This is a genomic window from Cutibacterium avidum ATCC 25577, assembly GCF_000227295.1.
GTDB classification, from domain to species: Bacteria; Actinomycetota; Actinomycetes; order Propionibacteriales; family Propionibacteriaceae; genus Cutibacterium; species Cutibacterium avidum.
Map to the genome: position 1 here is coordinate 2005109 of NZ_JH165054.1, position 16815 is coordinate 2021923.

Below are 16815 nucleotides of genomic sequence, written 5' to 3' on the forward strand. Positions count from 1 at the left end.
GCAGAACGCACATCGTCATGAGGTCCACTGGTGTGGACAGCAGATCGCACCGCATCGCATGGATGCTCCGGACAAGGTCGGTCAATGTCGTGTCGAATACCCACCCCGACTGACTCCGGCTTGGCTGGCAGTGCAAGGATTGACGCATGGAGAACTTCAACAATGATCCCTTTGCGTGCATCGACCACGTTGGTTTCGCCGTCAAGAACATGGACGAGGCCATCAAGTACCACTGCGACGTCCTCGGCTTTCACGTCCTCCTTCGCGAGAAGAACGAGGGCCACGGCGTCGAGGAGGCGATGATCGCCACCGGCAAGCGCGGCGAGGAGAGCACCGTCGTCCAGCTGCTGGCTCCTCTCGGCGAGGACAGCACCATCGGAAAGTACATTTCCAAGAACAAGAACATGATCCAGCAGGTGTGCTACCGCACCTACGACCTGGACAAGACCATCGCCACCCTGAAGGAGCGCGGCGCCGTCTTCATCGGCGAGCCCTCCATCGGAACTGCTGGCTCCCGCGTCATCTTCCTTCACCCGAAGCACACCGGTGGCATTCTCGTCGAGATCACCGAGCCCCCGGCCGGTGGCATGCCCTACAAGGACTGATGTCACACCGTTGAGGTGAGAGGTTTTCGGGCCCCGGGGACAGTGTCCCCGGGGCCCGCCTCGTCCCGGTGAGTTGCGCCGTTGTAATTCGGTACCGATTGGTACCGTTGGAGTCACCTAATGAAAGGGGACCATCGGTGAGCACGAAAGACGTCTCTGACGGCCAGTTCGACGAGGAGACCGGACTCAACCTCTTCGACGACACCGCCAGCGCGGCCGGTAGTTTCACCCATTCGATGTGGGGTTATGACCGTGCCAGCGTCGACAACTACGTCCGGGAGATCGAGCAGCAGGTCTCGACCCTGAAACAACTCACCCGGCACCTACGCGGGCAGGTCTCTCAGGCCCAGGCCGAGGTCACCCAGACCGATTTCAAGCGTCTGGGAGTTCACGCCACCGAAATCCTCACCGCCGCGGAGGCCCAGGCCAAGGACATCGTCGCCATGGCTGGCAACGAGGCCGAGCGCATCAAGGAGGAAGGCCGTCGGGTCGTTGCTGACATGCGCGCCGCCGCCCAGACTGAGTCCGACGACATCCGTGTCGCCGGGCTGGCGAACCAGCGCGAGCTGCGTGACCAGGCTGCCAAGGATTCCCGTACCGCCGTCGAGCAGGCCCGCCTGCAGGCCCGAACCATCGTCGAGCAGGCCGAAACTCATGCCGAGGCCATCGTCACCGAGGCACGTACCAAGGCGTCGGTCATCGATCAGAACGCCCGAGCCCAGGTCTCACAGATCATCGAGAAAGCTCGTTCCGAGGCCGCCGAGATCACTGAGTCCGCTCGTCACGATGCTGCCGAGATCACCCAGAAGGCACGAGAGGAAACCGCTGCCGTCACTGCAGAGGCTCGAGCCAGCCACGATCAGGCCATGGCCAAGATCAATGAGTTGCTCGAACAGGCCAAGGCCCATCAGCAGGCCAGCAGCGACACTGTCACCAAGCGCACGGAAGAGGCCGACACCATCCGTCAGAGCGCACTCGAGGAGGCCGAATCCACGCGTAACCAAGCTGCTCGTGACGCGGAGAACCGTATTGCCACGGCTCACCGTCAGGCAGCCATGATGAAGGAACGCCTCGAGGAGCAGTACGCCTGGCGCAAGGAACAGTTGGAACGCGAGACCGCTGCCCTGCTGCAGCGCAAGAAGGCCGTCCTCGCCCAGCTCAGCAACCTCAAGGCTCTGGCAGGAGAAGCCGAGAGCGCTTACCCCGACACTGATCCGTTCGCCGAGCAGTCGGAGGCTGACAGCTCCGAGGACGCCACCATCGTCATCGACCCGAAGACCCGCCCCAAGACCGACGCCGAGCCATCTGAGGCAGCGGCCCCCCATGAGGATCAGGCCACCCAGGTGCTTCCAAGCGTCAAGGGCGACACCCAGAACGGTGCCACTCCAGCTCAGCAATCGGAGCCCCAAGGCGATCCGGACGATGAGTCCGACAACGAAAAGACCCAGATACTGTCTGCAGACCGCACTCCCAAGAAGTGAGGTGCGCCCCACAGCGTGAGTGGCCCCTGACCATGAGGTCAGGGGCCATATCTTTGAGCAGGTGCCTGCACTAGACGGTATGGGTGACCCCGGAACGGGGTCACCCATACCGTCTAGAAGAGACGATCTTCCGAGTGATCCATGCCACGCAGGGCGTCGTAGTCGACGGTGACGCATTCGATGCCACGGTCCGTGGCCAAGGTGCGCGCCTGTGGCTTGATCTTCTGGGCCGCGAAGACTCCCCTGACCCGATCACCCAACAGGTGGTCGCGGTTCATGAGTTCCAGATAACGGGTGAGCTGTTCGACCCCGTCGATCTCGCCTCGCCTCTTGACCTCGACAGCGACATAGACACCCTCGGCATCGCGACACAGCAGGTCCACCGGACCGATCGGCGTCATGTACTCGCGCCGAACCAGCGACCAGCCTGCCCCGAAGGTGTCCGGATTCTCGGCGAGCAACTCCTGAAGATGAGCCTCCACCCCGTCCTTCTGCAGACCAGGGTCGACTCCCAGCTCCTCGGTGACGTCGAGAAACTTCGGGCCCAACAGGATTTGCAGATGATCTCCTGTCGGGGCATCAACCTCCCAGACCTCTTCGACCTCAGCGTCCACGGCGGCCGTGGCGGCCGGCTCGTCAGGCAGACAAGGACGGGTCGTCAAGGTGCACGGGGAACTCATCCAGTTCAGTGGCTTGTATGCACGGTCGTCGGCATGGACACTCACCGAGTTGTCCGACTTGACGACGATGAGCCGCTTCGCCCATGGCAGATGGGCCGTGAGACGACCGGTGTAGTCAACCTGGCAGGGAGCAATGACGAGACGCACGGAGTCGGACTTTACCTGCACCTCAGCCTCGACCTCGAACGCCATTCTGGTGCGCCGGCATGGGCCCATCCCCTCAGCATTGTCGTCCCCGGTATCAGGTGCGGCACAATGGGCCGCATGGGTCGTCATCATGGTTCGCGCAAGTGGCAGCGTCGAGCCCGCCCCCTCAGTGCGACCAGCCATCCCCATTCTGAGTACAAGAGGGACGGTCAGCACGTCGTACGCATGGTGCCTGCTGACCGAGCGCTCAAGGTCTACACCTGTCCCGGGTGTCTCCATCCCATCCAGCCAGGAACCCCGCACGTCGTCGCCTGGCCGCATGAACCATCGATGTTCTCCACGTCCCCGGTCGAGGAGCGTCGTCACTGGCACACCGGGTGTTGGAGGTCGCGTCCATGAATGAGCTTCACCTGATCACCCTCGGTGACGGTCGTCAGGACGTCTACTGGTGCCACGGGGTCTTCGGGCAGGGAAAGAACTTCACCAGGGTCGCCAAGGACCTCCTCGCCACCGGTCCGGACGCCTACCGCTGCATCCTCGTGGACCTACCGAACCATGGCCGTTCCCCCTGGACACAGGATTTCTCCTACCCCGCCATGGCCAAGGCCCTCTCCGAGACGATCAGGACGACCAGCGGGGACCGCCCGGTTCATCTCCTGGGCCACTCCATGGGTGGCAAGGTCGTCATGCGGACAGTTCTGGACAATCCTGATCTCGCGCGCAGCCTCACCGTCGTCGACATGGCACCGGTGGATTCTCATCTCACCCGCCTGGCTCCCCTCGTCCATGCCATGACGTCAGTGAATCTGAGTGGCTTGACCACGCGACGCGAGGCCGAGGAGCAGATGTCCGATGAGATCCCTTCCGCGACGATCCGTCAGTTCTTGCTGCAGAACCTGCGGCATGACACCGGTGAGAACAACCGCTGGTACTGGCAGATGAATCTTGACCTGCTGGGTAATGGCTTGTCAGACATTGGTTCCTGGCCGTCGGTCAATACGACCTGGGACGGACCGGTGCTGTGGATCACCGCCGAGGAGTCTGATTACGTCGGCCCAGATCATTCCCAGGCCATGCACGAGCTCTTCCCCCAGGTGCGCCGAATTCGAGTGAAGAACTCGGGCCATTGGGTGCACTCGGACCAGCCCGCAGTTTTCGTGCAGGTTCTGGCAGCTTTCCTGTCGCGTTGCCAGGATGATCCCTCCTGACACTGAGGCTCAGCCCATCACCACCGAGCCGATACGGGTGTTGACTTTGGGGGAGCTCCCGTCCTCGGCCACCCCCTTGCCAGCGATTTCGGAGATGCTGTCAACACCTTCCCGATCAATGCTCCCGATGACTACGAATGAGTCCGGCAGCTTGGAGTCCCCGTACACCAAGGCGAATTGCGATCCCAGACGGTGCTGGGAATCTGTCACCAGAGCAAGGGTGCCCGCACCTACTGATCCGCCGGTCTTGGCTCCCTTCTCAACCGGGTACGAGTACCCGGGTCCGCCATTACCAGTGCCGGACGGGTCGCTGCACTGAAGGTACTTCGCGTCTCCGGTCGACAGTTTGTGGCACGACGCGTCGTTGTAAAAACCCTGTTCAGCCAAGGACACGAACGAGTTGACGGCGCACGGGGCCGTGGCACGATCCACCGTCAGCACCACGAGCGCGTCATTGATCGTCAAGGTGACGGTTGCCGATCCCGTCCTCTCAATCTCGTCGGAACGAGGCATGTCGACAGGACGAGCCGCTTTGCCTGTCACGGCGTAACCGCACGAACCGCTGGCCGCCGCTGGCGTCGGTGCCGTCGGTGCCGGGGCATGGGCGGGACTCTGCTGGGCTTCATGGGTGCTGGCTGGCTGGCTCGTCGTCGAGGGGGAAGCCGTCCACCAACGATCAGGGGAATCGCTGACCCCGGGCACCTCTCCGCGAGTCTGTGAACATCCGGCGAGCAGGGAGAACCCCGCAACGGCGACCGCGGTTGCTGCTCGGCACGTCATCCTCATGTAGTCCGTCCTTCTGTCATCTGGCAACGCGGTCAGGCTACCCACCGTTCCGACGGAATAGAGTGAGGACTCACGGGGTTGCATCAACCTGGACCTATTCGAAGGAGGACACCCATGGATCAGCAGAGCGACCGCTTCCGCTGGCACCCCGGAATCGTGGGTCCCGATCAGGAGGTGTCCGCCCTCATCACCCTGGTGCAGTCCTTTAACGACACCGGACGGGTACAGGCACGGGTCCGTGACGCGATCTTCACCGAACTCCCCCACCACGAACTCGGTGAATTCGACATCGACTTCCTGCTGGACCACCGCGATTCCCGTCAGCCCATCATCTTCGACACTGACCATTTCGAGGGCTATGAACGCCCTCGTCTGGTCCTTCACGAGGTCACGGATCAACTCGGACAGGCCTTCCTCGTCCTTGACGGCCCGGAACCGGCTCTGGGCTGGGAGACCTTGGTGTCGTCGTTGACAAACCTCGTGGACTCCATGGGGATCCGTCTGACGGTCATCACTGATTCGATTCCCGTACCGACCCCTCATACCCGACCCGCCATGGTCACCCGATGGGCGTCGCGTCCCGAACTCATCCTGGGATCCACCTCACCGTTTGGCCGCGTTCAGGTGCCGGCGTCCTTCCCGGTCGTCCTCGGGCAGCGGTTGGGGGAAACCAACCACGCCGTCATCGGCCTGGCGTCCCACGTGCCCCACTACCTGGCTGACCTGGACTACCCGGAGTCGGCTCGCGCCCTCGTCGAGGCACTACGCGGCGCAACCGGCCTGGCCCTGCCCATCAACGCTCTGGCAATGGCCGCTAAGACCGTTCGTGCCGAGATCGACACCCAGGTCAATGGTTCTGAGGAGCTCAAGACCATGCTCCATGCCCTCGAGGAGCAGTACGACTCTCGAGTTGCCCAGCGCGAGCTCGGCACCACCGAGGTCACGGTCCCTGACGCCGAGGACATTGGTGCCGAGGTCGAGGACTTCCTGCGTTCCATCGACGACGGTGACGACCACGAGGACGATTCCCGCAGTGACGACAATCCTTCCGGTCCGCGACGTGGCAACGACGGTGACGCCGACGACGACACCCCTGATTACCGTCCCCGTCGCGGAGGCGATTCGGACGGATAAGGGCATTGTCTGTACCCAGACATAGACTGCCCAGCATGGATCTGGGAATCGACTTGGGAACCACCTACACCGCGGTTGCTGCTGTTGACAACGGAAACCACCCCCTGCTTCCCTTCCTCGACACGGAAGGAGACTCACACGACCAGCTGCCCAGCGTGAGCGCGGTCGTCGGTGGGTCCCTCGTCCACGGCTTTGAGGCCCGCCAGGCGATGGCCGGTGGAGCCCCTGGCGTCCGCTCGGTGAAGCGCCTCCTGGCGGCCCCCGGAGCCGGCCCGTCGACCCTGGTCCACATCGGGGAGATGGAGATCCCGCTGGTCGATCTGTGGGCCGACTTCCTGCGTCATGTCATCTCGTGCATCGACGTCCCCGGACCTCATCGTGCCGTCCTCGGTGTACCTGCCCACGCTCACACCGGGCAGCGCCTCGTGACGATGGATGCTGCACGTCAGGCCGGCATTGATGTGCTCGGCCTCGTCAACGAGCCGTCTGCGGCCGGGCTGGAATTCGCCCTCCGCCAGGCCCGGAACCTCAATTCCAAGCGCACCAGGGTCATCATCTATGACCTCGGTGGTGGCACCTTCGACGCATCCCTGGTCAACATGTCCGGCCAGAGCCCGGAAGTCCTCGACTCCGTCGGTCTCAATGACCTCGGTGGCGACGACTTCGACGAGGTGCTGGCTGCTCTGGCCACCCGTCATCTCAGCGACACCCCTGTCGATCGTGACGAGCTCCTCGAGGCGTGCCGAATCGCCAAGGAAGCCCTGCGTCCCCAGTCTCGGAACCTCCTCGTGGACCTCGACTCGACGACTCTGCGCATTCCGGTCGCCGAGGTGGCCGAAGCCTGCCAGCCGCTGGTCGATCGCACCATTGAGACCATGGATCCGTTGTCCTCCCTGCTCAACAGCGCTGACTCCGACGTCGCCGGTATCCATCTCGTCGGTGGCGCCACGTCCCTGCCGATCGTTCCCCGCCGGCTGCGCGAACTCTTCGGGCGACGAGTGCACCGTTCTCCCAACCCGACCTCGGCCACCGCAATCGGTCTGGCCGTCGCCGCTGACGCGGACACCCTGGGAATCCGTGACCGCCTCTCCCGCGGTTTCGGTGTGTTCCGCGAGACTGAGTCCGGACGAGGCATCGGCTTCGACGTCCTCACCGACCAGAGCACGCGGCTTTCCGGGACGACGACGATCACGCGAACCTACCGTTGCCGTCACAACATCGGCGTCTTCCGCTTCGTGGAGTTCTCGCGAACTGACGCCAACGGCGAACCGGTGGGTGACCTCATTCCCTTTGCCACTGTCGTCTTCCCCTTCGACGAGACTCTGCAGAATACGGGCACCGACCTCGACGCTGACCAGGTCGACGTCCACGAGGTCGACAACGGTCACCTCATCGAGGAGACCTACACCATTCTCGAGACAGGTATGGTCACCACGACGATCATCGACGTCGACACTGGATGGTCCACCACCGTCACCATGGGACGTCCCACGACGACGAGCACCGGTACGGTGCATCGATGAGCCCGACTGACAAGCCATCCTCACTGCGCCACCTGCTGCACAGACTGATCACCATTCGCCCGGCTCCGGGACGCAACAAGCAGGCGATCATCCTCATCATCCCGATGGCAGTGTCCTTGGTGACGATGGGTCTCATCACCGACCCGAGCCATGCCGCCATGGGAATGATGGGTGCCATGGGCGCACTGGCGGGCAACAGCAATGCCCCACTGTCGCGCGCTCGAATCCTCATCGGCGTCGGCATCGCGACGGTCCTCTCCCAGTGTCTCGGCCTGTTGTCCATGCGGGTGGAGTGGATCATGCCGCTCATCCTGGCCGCGTGGAGCCTCGTCATCATTTGGACCTGGCATGCTCTGCAGTTGGGTCCGCCGGGACCTCTCAACATCCTCTTCGCCGGGGCTTTCGGCGCCTACATGGCCAGCCATGGGTGGACGATCGCAACAGTCTTCACCTCGACCGGCCCTTCCTTCCTCATCGCCGCCATGGTGTCGATGATCATCTGCTTCATCTCGCCGCACCGACCGGTGCGGCTCGCCGTCGAGAAGGCCGAGACAGCGGTCAACAATTATTGTGAGCCCGACGAGGATGCCGACAGCCACGAGGTTGCCCGGCTGCGCTCAGCAGCCCACGCTGCCATCCATCAGGCGTGGTGGGCCTACAACGACGGTCACGCCTCCGGGGCCGACAACCCGTCGGAGATGTCCGAGCTCTCCGAGCTGAGAGCCCGACTCGTCACCGCCCACATGCGCCTGGAGCACGAGCTGAGGCTGGAAGCCTTCCCATCCGCCGACGTGTCCCTTCCAGACCATCTGGACTGGACCCCGTTGGGGCGACCCAAGGCAAGTTATCTGCTCCGGACAGCACTGGAGCGTGGTTCCCGACCGACGATGCTGGCACTTCGAGCAGCCACCGGCGTCTTCTTCGCCGCCTTGCTCATGATCCTGCTGCCCTTCGGCCATCCTTACTGGGCCATCCTCAGCGTGCTGATCTTGATGCACATGGACGCCACCCGCTCCGATATGACCATCCGGGCCATCCACCGCGTGCTCGGGACGGTCATCGGGCTGGGGCTCTACCTGGCCGTGGCAGCCTTCGGACCGTCAGGTTGGGTCCAGATCGGCCTCATCATCGTCTTCCTGTGGATCATGCAGGCCATGGTGACGCGCAATTACGGCATCGCCTGCATCTTCATCACCTGTTTCGCACTGCTCATGACACCACTCACCCAGCCCGGTGAGATGTACCAGCTGGCCCAGGACAGGATCCTTGAGACGGTCGTCGGTCTGGCCGTCGGCATCATCACGATCCACGTCGTCGGTCGGCGAGCTCCAGTGCTTCTGGTGCGCAGCCAGTACCGCCGCACCTTGCGCTCGATGATGCCTGTGCTGCGGTCGCTGGCAGAAGGCCACACCAGTACCTCACGGGCTCAGGTGGAACGCAACCAGATGGTCCATGAATTGATACGCGGATCTGCCCTGCTCTCTGCTACTCGCCCCGACGCTCCACAAGCTCTGCAGGACTGGTCCAAGGTCGATCGCACCGTCACCGAGACCGGCTACGATCTGTTATCGGTGTGTTGGCACACCATCGACAAGCCCGTGCCGTGGGCACGTCGGCTGTTGGCCGACATCGCGGTCTTCATCACCGGTCTGCCTCCGATTTCCAGTCAGAACCTCGATGCCCACATCGTCGTCGATGAGATGGAGAAGATCCGCCTCGACATGGTCACCTCCCTACCGGGGGTCAGGTGAACGAGTACATCGTCCTGACAGACCCGGTCGAGGCTGAATTGGAGATCAAACGCTCGATCTTCCGAACCAGACTGGTCCGCGTCGAGACCGAGGAAGAAGCTCGTGACGTCATTGCCCGAGCGAGACGAGATGGCCACGATGCCCGTCACCACGTCTCCGCCTTCGTCATCGGACCTGATCGCCATGCCCAGCGCTGCAGCGACGACGGCGAGCCTGCTGGAACAGCCGGAATGCCGACTTTGAACGCCCTGACGGCCTCGAGTTCTGACGATCAGCCGCATCTGTCGGACGTCGTGGCCGCCACGAGCCGGTGGTTCGGTGGCATCAAGCTGGGAGCTGGCGGCCTGACCCGCGCCTACGGGAACGCGGTCACCAAGGCCTTGGACTCGGCCTCGCTGCATCGTCGAGTCCTCATGGACACCTTCACGACCCTACTCGACCTACGACAAGCTGGTCATGAAGAAGGTGTCATCCGAGCTGCCGGACACGAGGTCGTTACGGTCGGCTACACCGCAGACGGGGCCCTCCTCACCTTGGCTTGCCGAGCGGGTCAGGCCGACCATCTGGCTGTCGAATTGGCCGAACTCCTGGGCCGTGACGTCGATCTGACGCCGAGGGCGCAGCGTTGGGTCGACCTCACGCACTGAGACGGAGCGGCCACGAAGTTGGTCTGATGCCCTAGGCTCACGACGTGCACACATCTCAGCCGCGCACCGTGGCAGTCATCCATAATTCGGTGAAGACTGCCGCCAACTCCCAGTGGCGCACTCTCATCGAGAGCAAATGCCAGGAGCACTTGGGGGTCAACCCGTCCTTCCTTCCCACCACCGACGATGACTTCGGTCACGGCCTGGCCAGGAGCGCTGTCGATGATGGTGCCGACCTCGTCCTGGCCTTGGGCGGCGACGGAACGATCCGTCAGGTCGCAGCTGGTCTAGCAGGTACCGGAGTCCCGATGGGGATTCTCGGCATGGGGACGGGCAATCTTCTGGCCCGCAACCTCAATCTGCCCCACACTGATCTGGCGGCCTCCCTCGACGCCGTGCTGACCCGCCCAGTGCGGGCCATCGATCTTGGTTACGTCCGTTTCGACGAGTCCGAGGAGATCTGCTTCACCGTCATCATTGGCATGGGCATGGATGCTCAGATGATGGCCGGCACCCAGGATCGTCTCAAGGACAAGATCGGATGGCTGGCTTATGTGGCATCAGGTGCCCAGACCCTCATCCAGCCCGGGTTCCAGGCCCGCACCAGCGTCGATGGTCGCAAACCGGTCGTCACGCGGGCTCGAATGGTGCTGGTGTGCAACTGCTCCGTCCTGCCTGGTGGGGTCGATCTCGTCCCGGACGGCCGTATCGACGACGGAACCCTGGACGTCCTGACCCTGTCTCCCCACGGGATCGTCGGCTGGGTAGCCGTCCTCAACCATTTCGTCACCCGGCATCGCCATGGGCACCGACTGGTGCGTCACGCTTCCTCACGAACAGCGCTCGTGAGGTCTGGTTCCGGGCCAATCCTCGCCGAGGTTGATGGTGATCTGGTGGGCAAGGTGACGACGATGAGAACACGGGTGGCCCCCGGAGCCCTGCTGGTACGGGCCTGAGTGCCCCGGATGGATTCGGACCTGATTTCTCAGGCCTGAGCCAAGGCGTGGGCCAGGTCGCGTCCGCGGCGAGCGGCGTCGTTGAGGAAGGCCGGGAAATCGGAGGTGGCATCACCATCGGCGGAGTCCGACAGGATTCGCACGACGGCGAAGGGCACCCCGAGGTGGCTGGCAGCCTGTGCCAGAGCCGCGCCCTCCATCTCGACCGCACTGGCGTCAAAGGTGGTGCGCAACCACGCAACCTTCTCGGCCTGGGCGATGAACTGGTCGCCACTGACGATGGTTCCGGCCACGACGTGATGACCGCGCGGCCCCTCGAGAGCCCGCAGCGCCCCCAGTACCTTGGTGGAAAGATCCGGATCCGGCTCCCAGAATGCTGGCTCACCGGGGACGATGCCGATGGGGTTGCCAAAGGCAGTGTCGTCAGCGTCGTGCTGACGGAACTTGTCCCCGACGACGACGTCGCCAATACCCAGACCAGGAGCCACGGCACCAGCGACACCAGTGAAGACGATGCTCGTAGCGCCGGCCTGAACCATGGCTGAGGCCGCCAAGGCCGCATTCACCTTCCCGATGCCACACTTCGCCAGCACCACTGGTGTTCCGTCCAACCGGCCGCGCAGCAATTCGCACGGACCGTCCAACTCCACGACCTCGTCAAGGTCCTCGCGGATGAGACGGACCTCATCCTCCATTGCACCCATCAGGCCAAGCACGTCGTCAACATCCTTCGTCAGTCGCCGTCACGATTCGAGGGACAGATGGTCTCACTCGAAGGGGGACGGATCACCGGCACCGCGGCGCGTGATCACTGCTTCCCCGGAGGTGAAGTCAACCACCGTCGTCGGTTCGATGCCACAGTCTCCAGAATCGATGACGGCGTCCAGACGATCACCGATCTCGTCCTGGACCTGCCAACCGTCGACCATCGGGGTCTCCTGCCCGGGCATGATGAGGGTCGAGGAGACGATCGGCTCGTCGAGGATCTCCAGCAGGGCCAGAGCCGTCACGTGCTGAGGCACCCTGACACCCACGGTCTTCTTGCGCGGATGGAGCATGACCTTCGGTACGTCACGAGTCGCCTTGAGGATGAACGTGTATCGTCCAGGGACGGCCGCCTTGACCGCCCGGAAGACCCAGTTGTCCATCTGGACGTACTGTCCGACCTGGGCGAACTCGCTCATCACCAAGGTGAAGTGGTGCTTGTCGGACAGCTCACGGAACTTGCGAATCCGATCCAGGGCGTCCTTGTTCCCCAGCCGTGCCCCGAACGCGTAACCCGAGTCGGTCGGGTAGGCGATCAGGCCACCGTCGCGCAGGATGTCGACGACCTGGTTGAGGGAACGCTGCTGCGGGTTCTCCGGGTGTACCGGGAAGTACTTGGACACCTTGCCATCGTATCGCCGCAGCGGACTCCCATGGCGGTCAGCGAGCCATCAACGTGCACATTTCGCGCGCCTGACCATGGACCTCCAGCACGCCGATGAGCGAGAGCAGATGAGTTGGTCTGGTGACCTGCACAGCGACGCTGACGGCGTCTCCCTCGACGTCAATGGTCAGCTGACTCACTCCCTTGATCTCGGCTCCACGAACCGACTTTTCCGCGGCCTTGCGAGCTGATCCGGAGCCGTCCTGTCCTACCAGCTGAGCAGCTGATCCCTCCTCGCATCCAGCCCGAACAGCCTCCGCAGCGACGGTGTGGGCAAGTCGAGCAGCCCTCGCCTGTTCTGCCCCGTCCACGGCCACCCCAGCGGCAAGGAGAAGGACCGGAAGCAACACCGTGACGACAACGGACAGACTGACGCCACGATCGCCATGTCGCTGGGATGGATCCCTCTTCCTCGCACTGGCCACACGTCGGTGCATTAACGCATTACTCGTCATACCATCACACCAACACGAACCCCAGTGTCCTGGAAAGGGTTGACATTTGCTCCCTCGGTGTGGCGTTTCGACTCGTGCCATAGGCTTAATAGCGTCATCGCACGACGAACGAAAGGTTTCCCCATGGCCGTCAAGAAGGTCGCTCTCCTCACCGCCGGTGGATTCGCGCCCTGCCTGTCCACGGCGATCAGTGGTCTGATCCAGCGCTACACCGAGGTTGCCCCCGAGGTCGAGATCATCGCCTACAAACACGGCTACGAGGGCCTGCTCAAGGGAGACTTCATCGAGGTCACCGACACTGTGCGCAAGAACGCCGAGATCCTCAAGCGTTTCGGTGGTTCCCCGATCGGCAACTCCCGCGTCAAGCTCACCAATGCCGCCGACCTCGTCAAGCGTGGTCTGGTCGCCGAGGGCGACGATCCCCTCAAGGTTGCTGCTGACCGTCTGGTCGCCGACGGGGTCGACGTCCTGCACACCATCGGTGGCGACGACACCAACACCACTGCCGCTGACCTCGCCGCGTACCTGGCAGAGCACGACTACGGTCTGACCGTCGTCGGTCTGCCCAAGACCATCGACAACGACGTCATCCCGATTCGTCAGTCGCTGGGCGCCTGGACCGCTGCCGAGCAGGGTTCCCGCTTCGCCCAGAACATCGTCGGTGAGCACAACTCCGGATCCCGCATGCTCATCGTCCACGAGGTCATGGGACGTAACTGTGGCTGGCTGACCGCAGCCACCGCCGCCAAGTACCGCGAATGGCTGGACACCCAGGAGTGGGTCCCCGAGATCGGTCTGTCCAAGGAGGCCTGGGACGTCCACGCCGTGTACGTCCCGGAGGCCCACCTCGACCTCGAGGCCGAGGCCGAGCGCCTCAACAAGGTCATGGACGAGATCGGCAACGTCACCATCTTCCTGTCCGAGGGCGCTGGCCTCGACGCCATCATCGAGGAGATGGAGAAGGCCGGTCAGGAAGTCCCGCGCGACCCCTTCGGCCACGTCAAGCTCGACAAGGTCAACCCTGGCGCCTGGTTCGGCAAGCAGTTCGCCGAGAAGCTGGGAGCCGAGAAGGTCATGGTCCAGAAGTCGGGTTATTTCTCCCGTTCGGCTGCCTCCAACGAGGCCGACCTCGAGCTCATCGGCCGCTGCACCGATCTGGCCGTCGACTGCGCCCTCGCTGGCAGGGCTGGCGTCATCGGTCAGGACGAGGAGAACGGCGACGAGCTGACCAACATCGCCTTCGACCGCATCAAGGGTGGCAAGCCCTTTGATGTCACACAGCCGTGGTTCACCGACATGCTCAGCGAGATCGGGCAGGCCTGACAGTTCTGGCCCGCCAGTGGCCCTTCCGCACGAATCGGTCCCGGTGGACTGACTGAGAGCGGAGGGGCCATTGTGGTACGTGGAACCCTGTTAAACCCAATGCGCTGTCATTCTCCGTTTTGAGCGATCGACGGCGAGTACGGACAAGAAAGCCCAGACCATCAACACGGCAAGGTAGATGAATACCAGGGCATATCCCAGTTGCTGAGCCAGATATGAGCTGAGCATAGGGCCAGCAAAGGCACCAAAAACACCGTAGGCGGTGAAGGCCAGCCCAAAGATGGGCCCAAAGTGTTTGAGACCGAAGAGGGGTGTCAGTAACAAGGGCGAGATCGTGAAGATTGTCCCCAAAGCGACTCCTGCCAGGAAAGCCACCACGATGAGTGCCCAACCGCTGGTGACGAAACCCAACAGCACGTACCCCATGGCAAGGGTCAAGGAAGTCACGGCTCCGATGACCGTCGGTCCGACACGATCGAGCACCATCGCGTTGATCACTCGTATCAGCCCATTTCCGGAGACGAACGCGGTAACCGCCGCCACCGCGCTCACTCGCACCCCAATATCATTGAGATGCGCGGAATAGGTGGCAGCGAAAGTCATCATCGTGATGGCTGCCCCACCACCAGCGAACCAGATCGCCCATACCTGCCAGAACGCGGGCGTCCGAACGGCTTGCGCGGTGGTTGCAGACGGTGCTGAAATCTCTTCCCGCGATGCCGCTAACCCTGCCCTACGCTCCTCCTCGAGCCAGTGCGGGGTGGAAAGAAAAATCACCAGGACCTGTGTGACGGCGACGCCAATCATCAGCGTCAAGACCGTGTCTGTGAACCCCCAATGTTTCAGCATTGCCGCGACGACAGGGGCCGCCGCGGCAGCGGGAAGGGCGAAACTGGCGTTGACCAATCCGGTAACCAGCCCCAACCGTCGCGGAAACCATTCTTGGACCGCAGTCAATGAGGGGGAATACGTGAAGGCCGAGGATGCTCCAGACAACAGCGCCCACGTGTAAGCAACCGGTAGCGACCGTGAGTCCACCACGACGACCGCCAAAGACACCATCATGAGGACCGTCGCCACGACATACATCCAGCGAGTGCCCAACTGTTGACGAACGATCCCGGCGACGTATGTCAACAGCCCCGACGCAAGAACCGCACACGTCGTCACCCAGCCCAATGATGCATCTGAAGCTCTGGTAGAGCTCCTCCACCACGAGGTGAACAGCGGAGGCAACGTGAACATGACGACTCCGGGGAACAGCGTGCCCAGAAGACTGGCAGCCAAGGCACAATGAGCTCTCCGCGACGACGACCCTTGCAGAATTGCGATTCCCTTTCTGGGTCCGTCAGGGCCCAATGGCCACGGGGCCAATCACATATGGGGCAAACGCCAGCCCGCAGCTGAATCACGCCGTCTCGAACTGACCTGCCACCACGCAGCATCATCAGTGGGTCATTGGTCCTCGCGGCGTCGACCGAGTATGGCGCCAACCGCCATGCCCCCGACAGCACTGACGATACTCGCTCCGACAACCGGCCAACGACGAGGCTCGGCGTGCGCGGGAGGCAAGGCACGAGAAGCAGCAGGTGCGTCGGCCGATGCGTCTTCCGCCTCCTGCTGGCTGGCGTCCTCCTCTCCCCCATTGGCCTGTGAGGCGACACCGACGACTTCCGCTCCGTCCTCGTCCGAGTGCTTGCGGGCGCGATCCGCTAACGCGGCCTCCCAGTGCCCGTCAACGGTACGGCAGTCGTCACGACCGAGCAGAGGTTCGTCGCAGTCGTTCCACTCCTTGTCGACAGCCGGCTGGTTCGCCGTCGCGATCCATGAGGCGATGAAGAGACTCAATCGAGCGATGAGATCGAAGACCAGCATGATGATAATGACAGACCCAAAGGCCTGCACAGCTTTGTTGGAGCTGAAGGCCTGCACAAGATAGCCAGCACCCACCTGTAGGAGGGCCAGGGCAAAACCTGCGGCCAGCGATCCCTTGAGGATCGGACGCCACACCGGCTTGCCACGCGGCATGACGGTGTACAGGAAGATGAAGAGCAACCAACCGGCAATCGCCGAGGCCAGCAGGCCGGCCAGGGTCAGCAGCAGGCCATGGCCAGGAACGGTGTCGAGGCCAGTCCACCTGGCCAACAGCCCGGCCATCGAGGAGCCGACCTGGGAGGTGATAATCGTCAGCAGGCTCACCAGCAGCAATCCCAGGAATGCCAACATGTCGGAAAGCTTGGCGCGCACGAATCCGCGGTCGTCGGCCACCATGTCAAAGTCTGGGGCCCATTCCGCCTGGATTCCCTTGCGGATGTTTCCGACCCAGCCGATTCCGGCCCAAAAAGCGGTGAGGATGGAGACGATGAACGCCCAGACCGATCCGCCGACCTTCATCGCATTCTCAATAATGCCGCGAATTTGTTCCTTGTCATCCTGCTGAGTGGCCAGACTCACGACCGAATCCACCACCTGATTGAGCAGGTAGGGGCTCAACCGGCTCAGAATCAATCCCAGCACGGCAAAGGCGAATGCGATGACCGGGACGATCGCCAGCACCGTGAAGTAGGTGATGGACGCGGCGAAATGGTTGCCGAGACGTCGGGTGAATCGGGTGTGGGCTCGCAGCAGATGGGCGATACCTGGCCGCTTCATGATGGCGGCAATCGTGTCCTTCACAGGGGCCTCCTCAT

The 16815-nt window shown here is 62.9% G+C and carries 17 protein-coding genes; 10 read left to right on the forward strand and 7 right to left on the reverse strand.

The window, feature by feature from the left end; genetic code table 11:
• The first annotated feature begins 146 nt into the window (after nucleotides 1-146).
• Together mce and HMPREF9153_RS08945 are read left to right on the forward strand one after the other, a co-directional pair.
• Nucleotides 147-605, forward strand: a complete 459-nt coding sequence (mce, locus tag HMPREF9153_RS08940; protein WP_004811392.1) for a methylmalonyl-CoA epimerase — start codon at nucleotides 147-149, stop codon at nucleotides 603-605.
• A gap of 137 nt (nucleotides 606-742) precedes the next feature.
• Nucleotides 743-2086 carry a DivIVA domain-containing protein gene (locus HMPREF9153_RS08945; protein WP_004811393.1) on the forward strand — a complete coding sequence of 448 codons (1344 nt, stop codon included), beginning with the start codon at nucleotides 743-745 and terminating at the stop codon, nucleotides 2084-2086.
• A 113-nt stretch (nucleotides 2087-2199) separates the two neighbouring features.
• Here HMPREF9153_RS08945 and nucS read toward each other — a convergent pair whose 3' ends face one another.
• The gene (gene nucS, locus HMPREF9153_RS08950) at nucleotides 2200-2958 is read right to left on the reverse strand and encodes an endonuclease NucS (protein WP_171023452.1); all 759 of its coding nucleotides are present in this window, start codon (nucleotides 2956-2958) and stop codon (nucleotides 2200-2202) included.
• Between the two features lie 72 nt (nucleotides 2959-3030).
• Here nucS and HMPREF9153_RS12245 point away from each other — a divergent pair, with 72 nt between their 5' ends.
• Both HMPREF9153_RS12245 and HMPREF9153_RS08955 read left to right on the forward strand, forming a co-directional pair.
• Nucleotides 3031-3312 (forward strand): Rv1322 family protein, encoded by a 282-nt coding sequence (locus tag HMPREF9153_RS12245; RefSeq protein WP_036901816.1) that lies wholly within the window; start codon nucleotides 3031-3033, stop codon nucleotides 3310-3312.
• Nucleotides 3309-4121, forward strand: a complete 813-nt coding sequence (locus HMPREF9153_RS08955; protein WP_023032674.1) for an alpha/beta fold hydrolase — start codon at nucleotides 3309-3311, stop codon at nucleotides 4119-4121. Before HMPREF9153_RS12245 ends, HMPREF9153_RS08955 begins: the two co-directional genes overlap by 4 nt.
• Nucleotides 4122-4130: 9 nt before the next feature.
• Here the strand turns inward: HMPREF9153_RS08955 and HMPREF9153_RS08960 are convergent, their stop codons facing one another.
• The gene (locus HMPREF9153_RS08960; RefSeq protein WP_036980136.1) at nucleotides 4131-4634 is read right to left on the reverse strand and encodes a peptidylprolyl isomerase; all 504 of its coding nucleotides are present in this window, start codon (nucleotides 4632-4634) and stop codon (nucleotides 4131-4133) included.
• Between the two features lie 387 nt (nucleotides 4635-5021).
• Here HMPREF9153_RS08960 and HMPREF9153_RS08965 point away from each other — a divergent pair, with 387 nt between their 5' ends.
• Genes HMPREF9153_RS08965 through HMPREF9153_RS08985 form a run of 5 tightly spaced genes read left to right on the forward strand, consistent with a single transcriptional unit; the run spans nucleotide 5022 to nucleotide 10918 of the window.
• Nucleotides 5022-6041: a PAC2 family protein gene (locus HMPREF9153_RS08965; RefSeq protein ID WP_004811397.1), complete on the forward strand. Its 1020-nt coding sequence runs from the start codon at nucleotides 5022-5024 to the stop codon at nucleotides 6039-6041.
• Nucleotides 6042-6076: 35 nt separating this feature from the next.
• Nucleotides 6077-7564, forward strand: coding sequence for an Hsp70 family protein (locus HMPREF9153_RS08970; protein ID WP_004811398.1), 1488 nt, complete (start codon nucleotides 6077-6079; stop codon nucleotides 7562-7564).
• A complete protein-coding gene (locus HMPREF9153_RS08975) occupies nucleotides 7561-9315 on the forward strand; it encodes an FUSC family protein (protein WP_004811399.1) in 1755 nt (584 codons plus the stop codon). The genes HMPREF9153_RS08970 and HMPREF9153_RS08975 overlap by 4 nt, the downstream gene beginning before the upstream one ends.
• Nucleotides 9312-9962: an IMPACT family protein gene (locus HMPREF9153_RS08980; RefSeq protein WP_004811400.1), complete on the forward strand. Its 651-nt coding sequence runs from the start codon at nucleotides 9312-9314 to the stop codon at nucleotides 9960-9962. Before HMPREF9153_RS08975 ends, HMPREF9153_RS08980 begins: the two co-directional genes overlap by 4 nt.
• Nucleotides 9963-10006: 44 nt before the next feature.
• Nucleotides 10007-10918, forward strand: coding sequence for a diacylglycerol/lipid kinase family protein (locus HMPREF9153_RS08985; RefSeq protein WP_004811401.1), 912 nt, complete (start codon nucleotides 10007-10009; stop codon nucleotides 10916-10918).
• Between the two features lie 29 nt (nucleotides 10919-10947).
• Here the strand turns inward: HMPREF9153_RS08985 and HMPREF9153_RS08990 are convergent, their stop codons facing one another.
• From HMPREF9153_RS08990 to HMPREF9153_RS09000, 3 genes are read right to left on the reverse strand one after another with little or no spacing between them, the layout of a single operon-like run.
• Entirely contained in the window at nucleotides 10948-11634 is a 687-nt protein-coding gene (locus HMPREF9153_RS08990; protein ID WP_004811402.1) for a 5'-methylthioadenosine/adenosylhomocysteine nucleosidase, read from the reverse strand.
• A 51-nt stretch (nucleotides 11635-11685) separates the two neighbouring features.
• Nucleotides 11686-12306, reverse strand: coding sequence for an L-threonylcarbamoyladenylate synthase (locus HMPREF9153_RS08995; protein WP_004811403.1), 621 nt, complete (start codon nucleotides 12304-12306; stop codon nucleotides 11686-11688).
• Between the two features lie 37 nt (nucleotides 12307-12343).
• Complete coding sequence (locus tag HMPREF9153_RS09000) at nucleotides 12344-12664, reverse strand: hypothetical protein (RefSeq protein ID WP_171023466.1); 321 nt, start codon at nucleotides 12662-12664, stop codon at nucleotides 12344-12346.
• A 261-nt stretch (nucleotides 12665-12925) separates the two neighbouring features.
• On the opposite strand from HMPREF9153_RS09000, the gene HMPREF9153_RS09005 reads away from it, so the two are divergent.
• On the forward strand, nucleotides 12926-14125 hold the full coding sequence (locus HMPREF9153_RS09005; RefSeq protein ID WP_004811405.1) for a pyrophosphate--fructose-6-phosphate 1-phosphotransferase: 1200 nt from the start codon (nucleotides 12926-12928) through the stop codon (nucleotides 14123-14125).
• 90 nt (nucleotides 14126-14215) lie between these two features.
• Here HMPREF9153_RS09005 and HMPREF9153_RS09010 read toward each other — a convergent pair whose 3' ends face one another.
• Nucleotides 14216-15370: an MFS transporter gene (locus tag HMPREF9153_RS09010; RefSeq protein ID WP_004811406.1), complete on the reverse strand. Its 1155-nt coding sequence runs from the start codon at nucleotides 15368-15370 to the stop codon at nucleotides 14216-14218.
• 210 nt (nucleotides 15371-15580) lie between these two features.
• Nucleotides 15581-16801 carry a YhjD/YihY/BrkB family envelope integrity protein gene (locus tag HMPREF9153_RS09015; protein ID WP_036980140.1) on the reverse strand — a complete coding sequence of 407 codons (1221 nt, stop codon included), beginning with the start codon at nucleotides 16799-16801 and terminating at the stop codon, nucleotides 15581-15583.
• Nucleotides 16802-16815 lie beyond the last annotated feature (14 nt).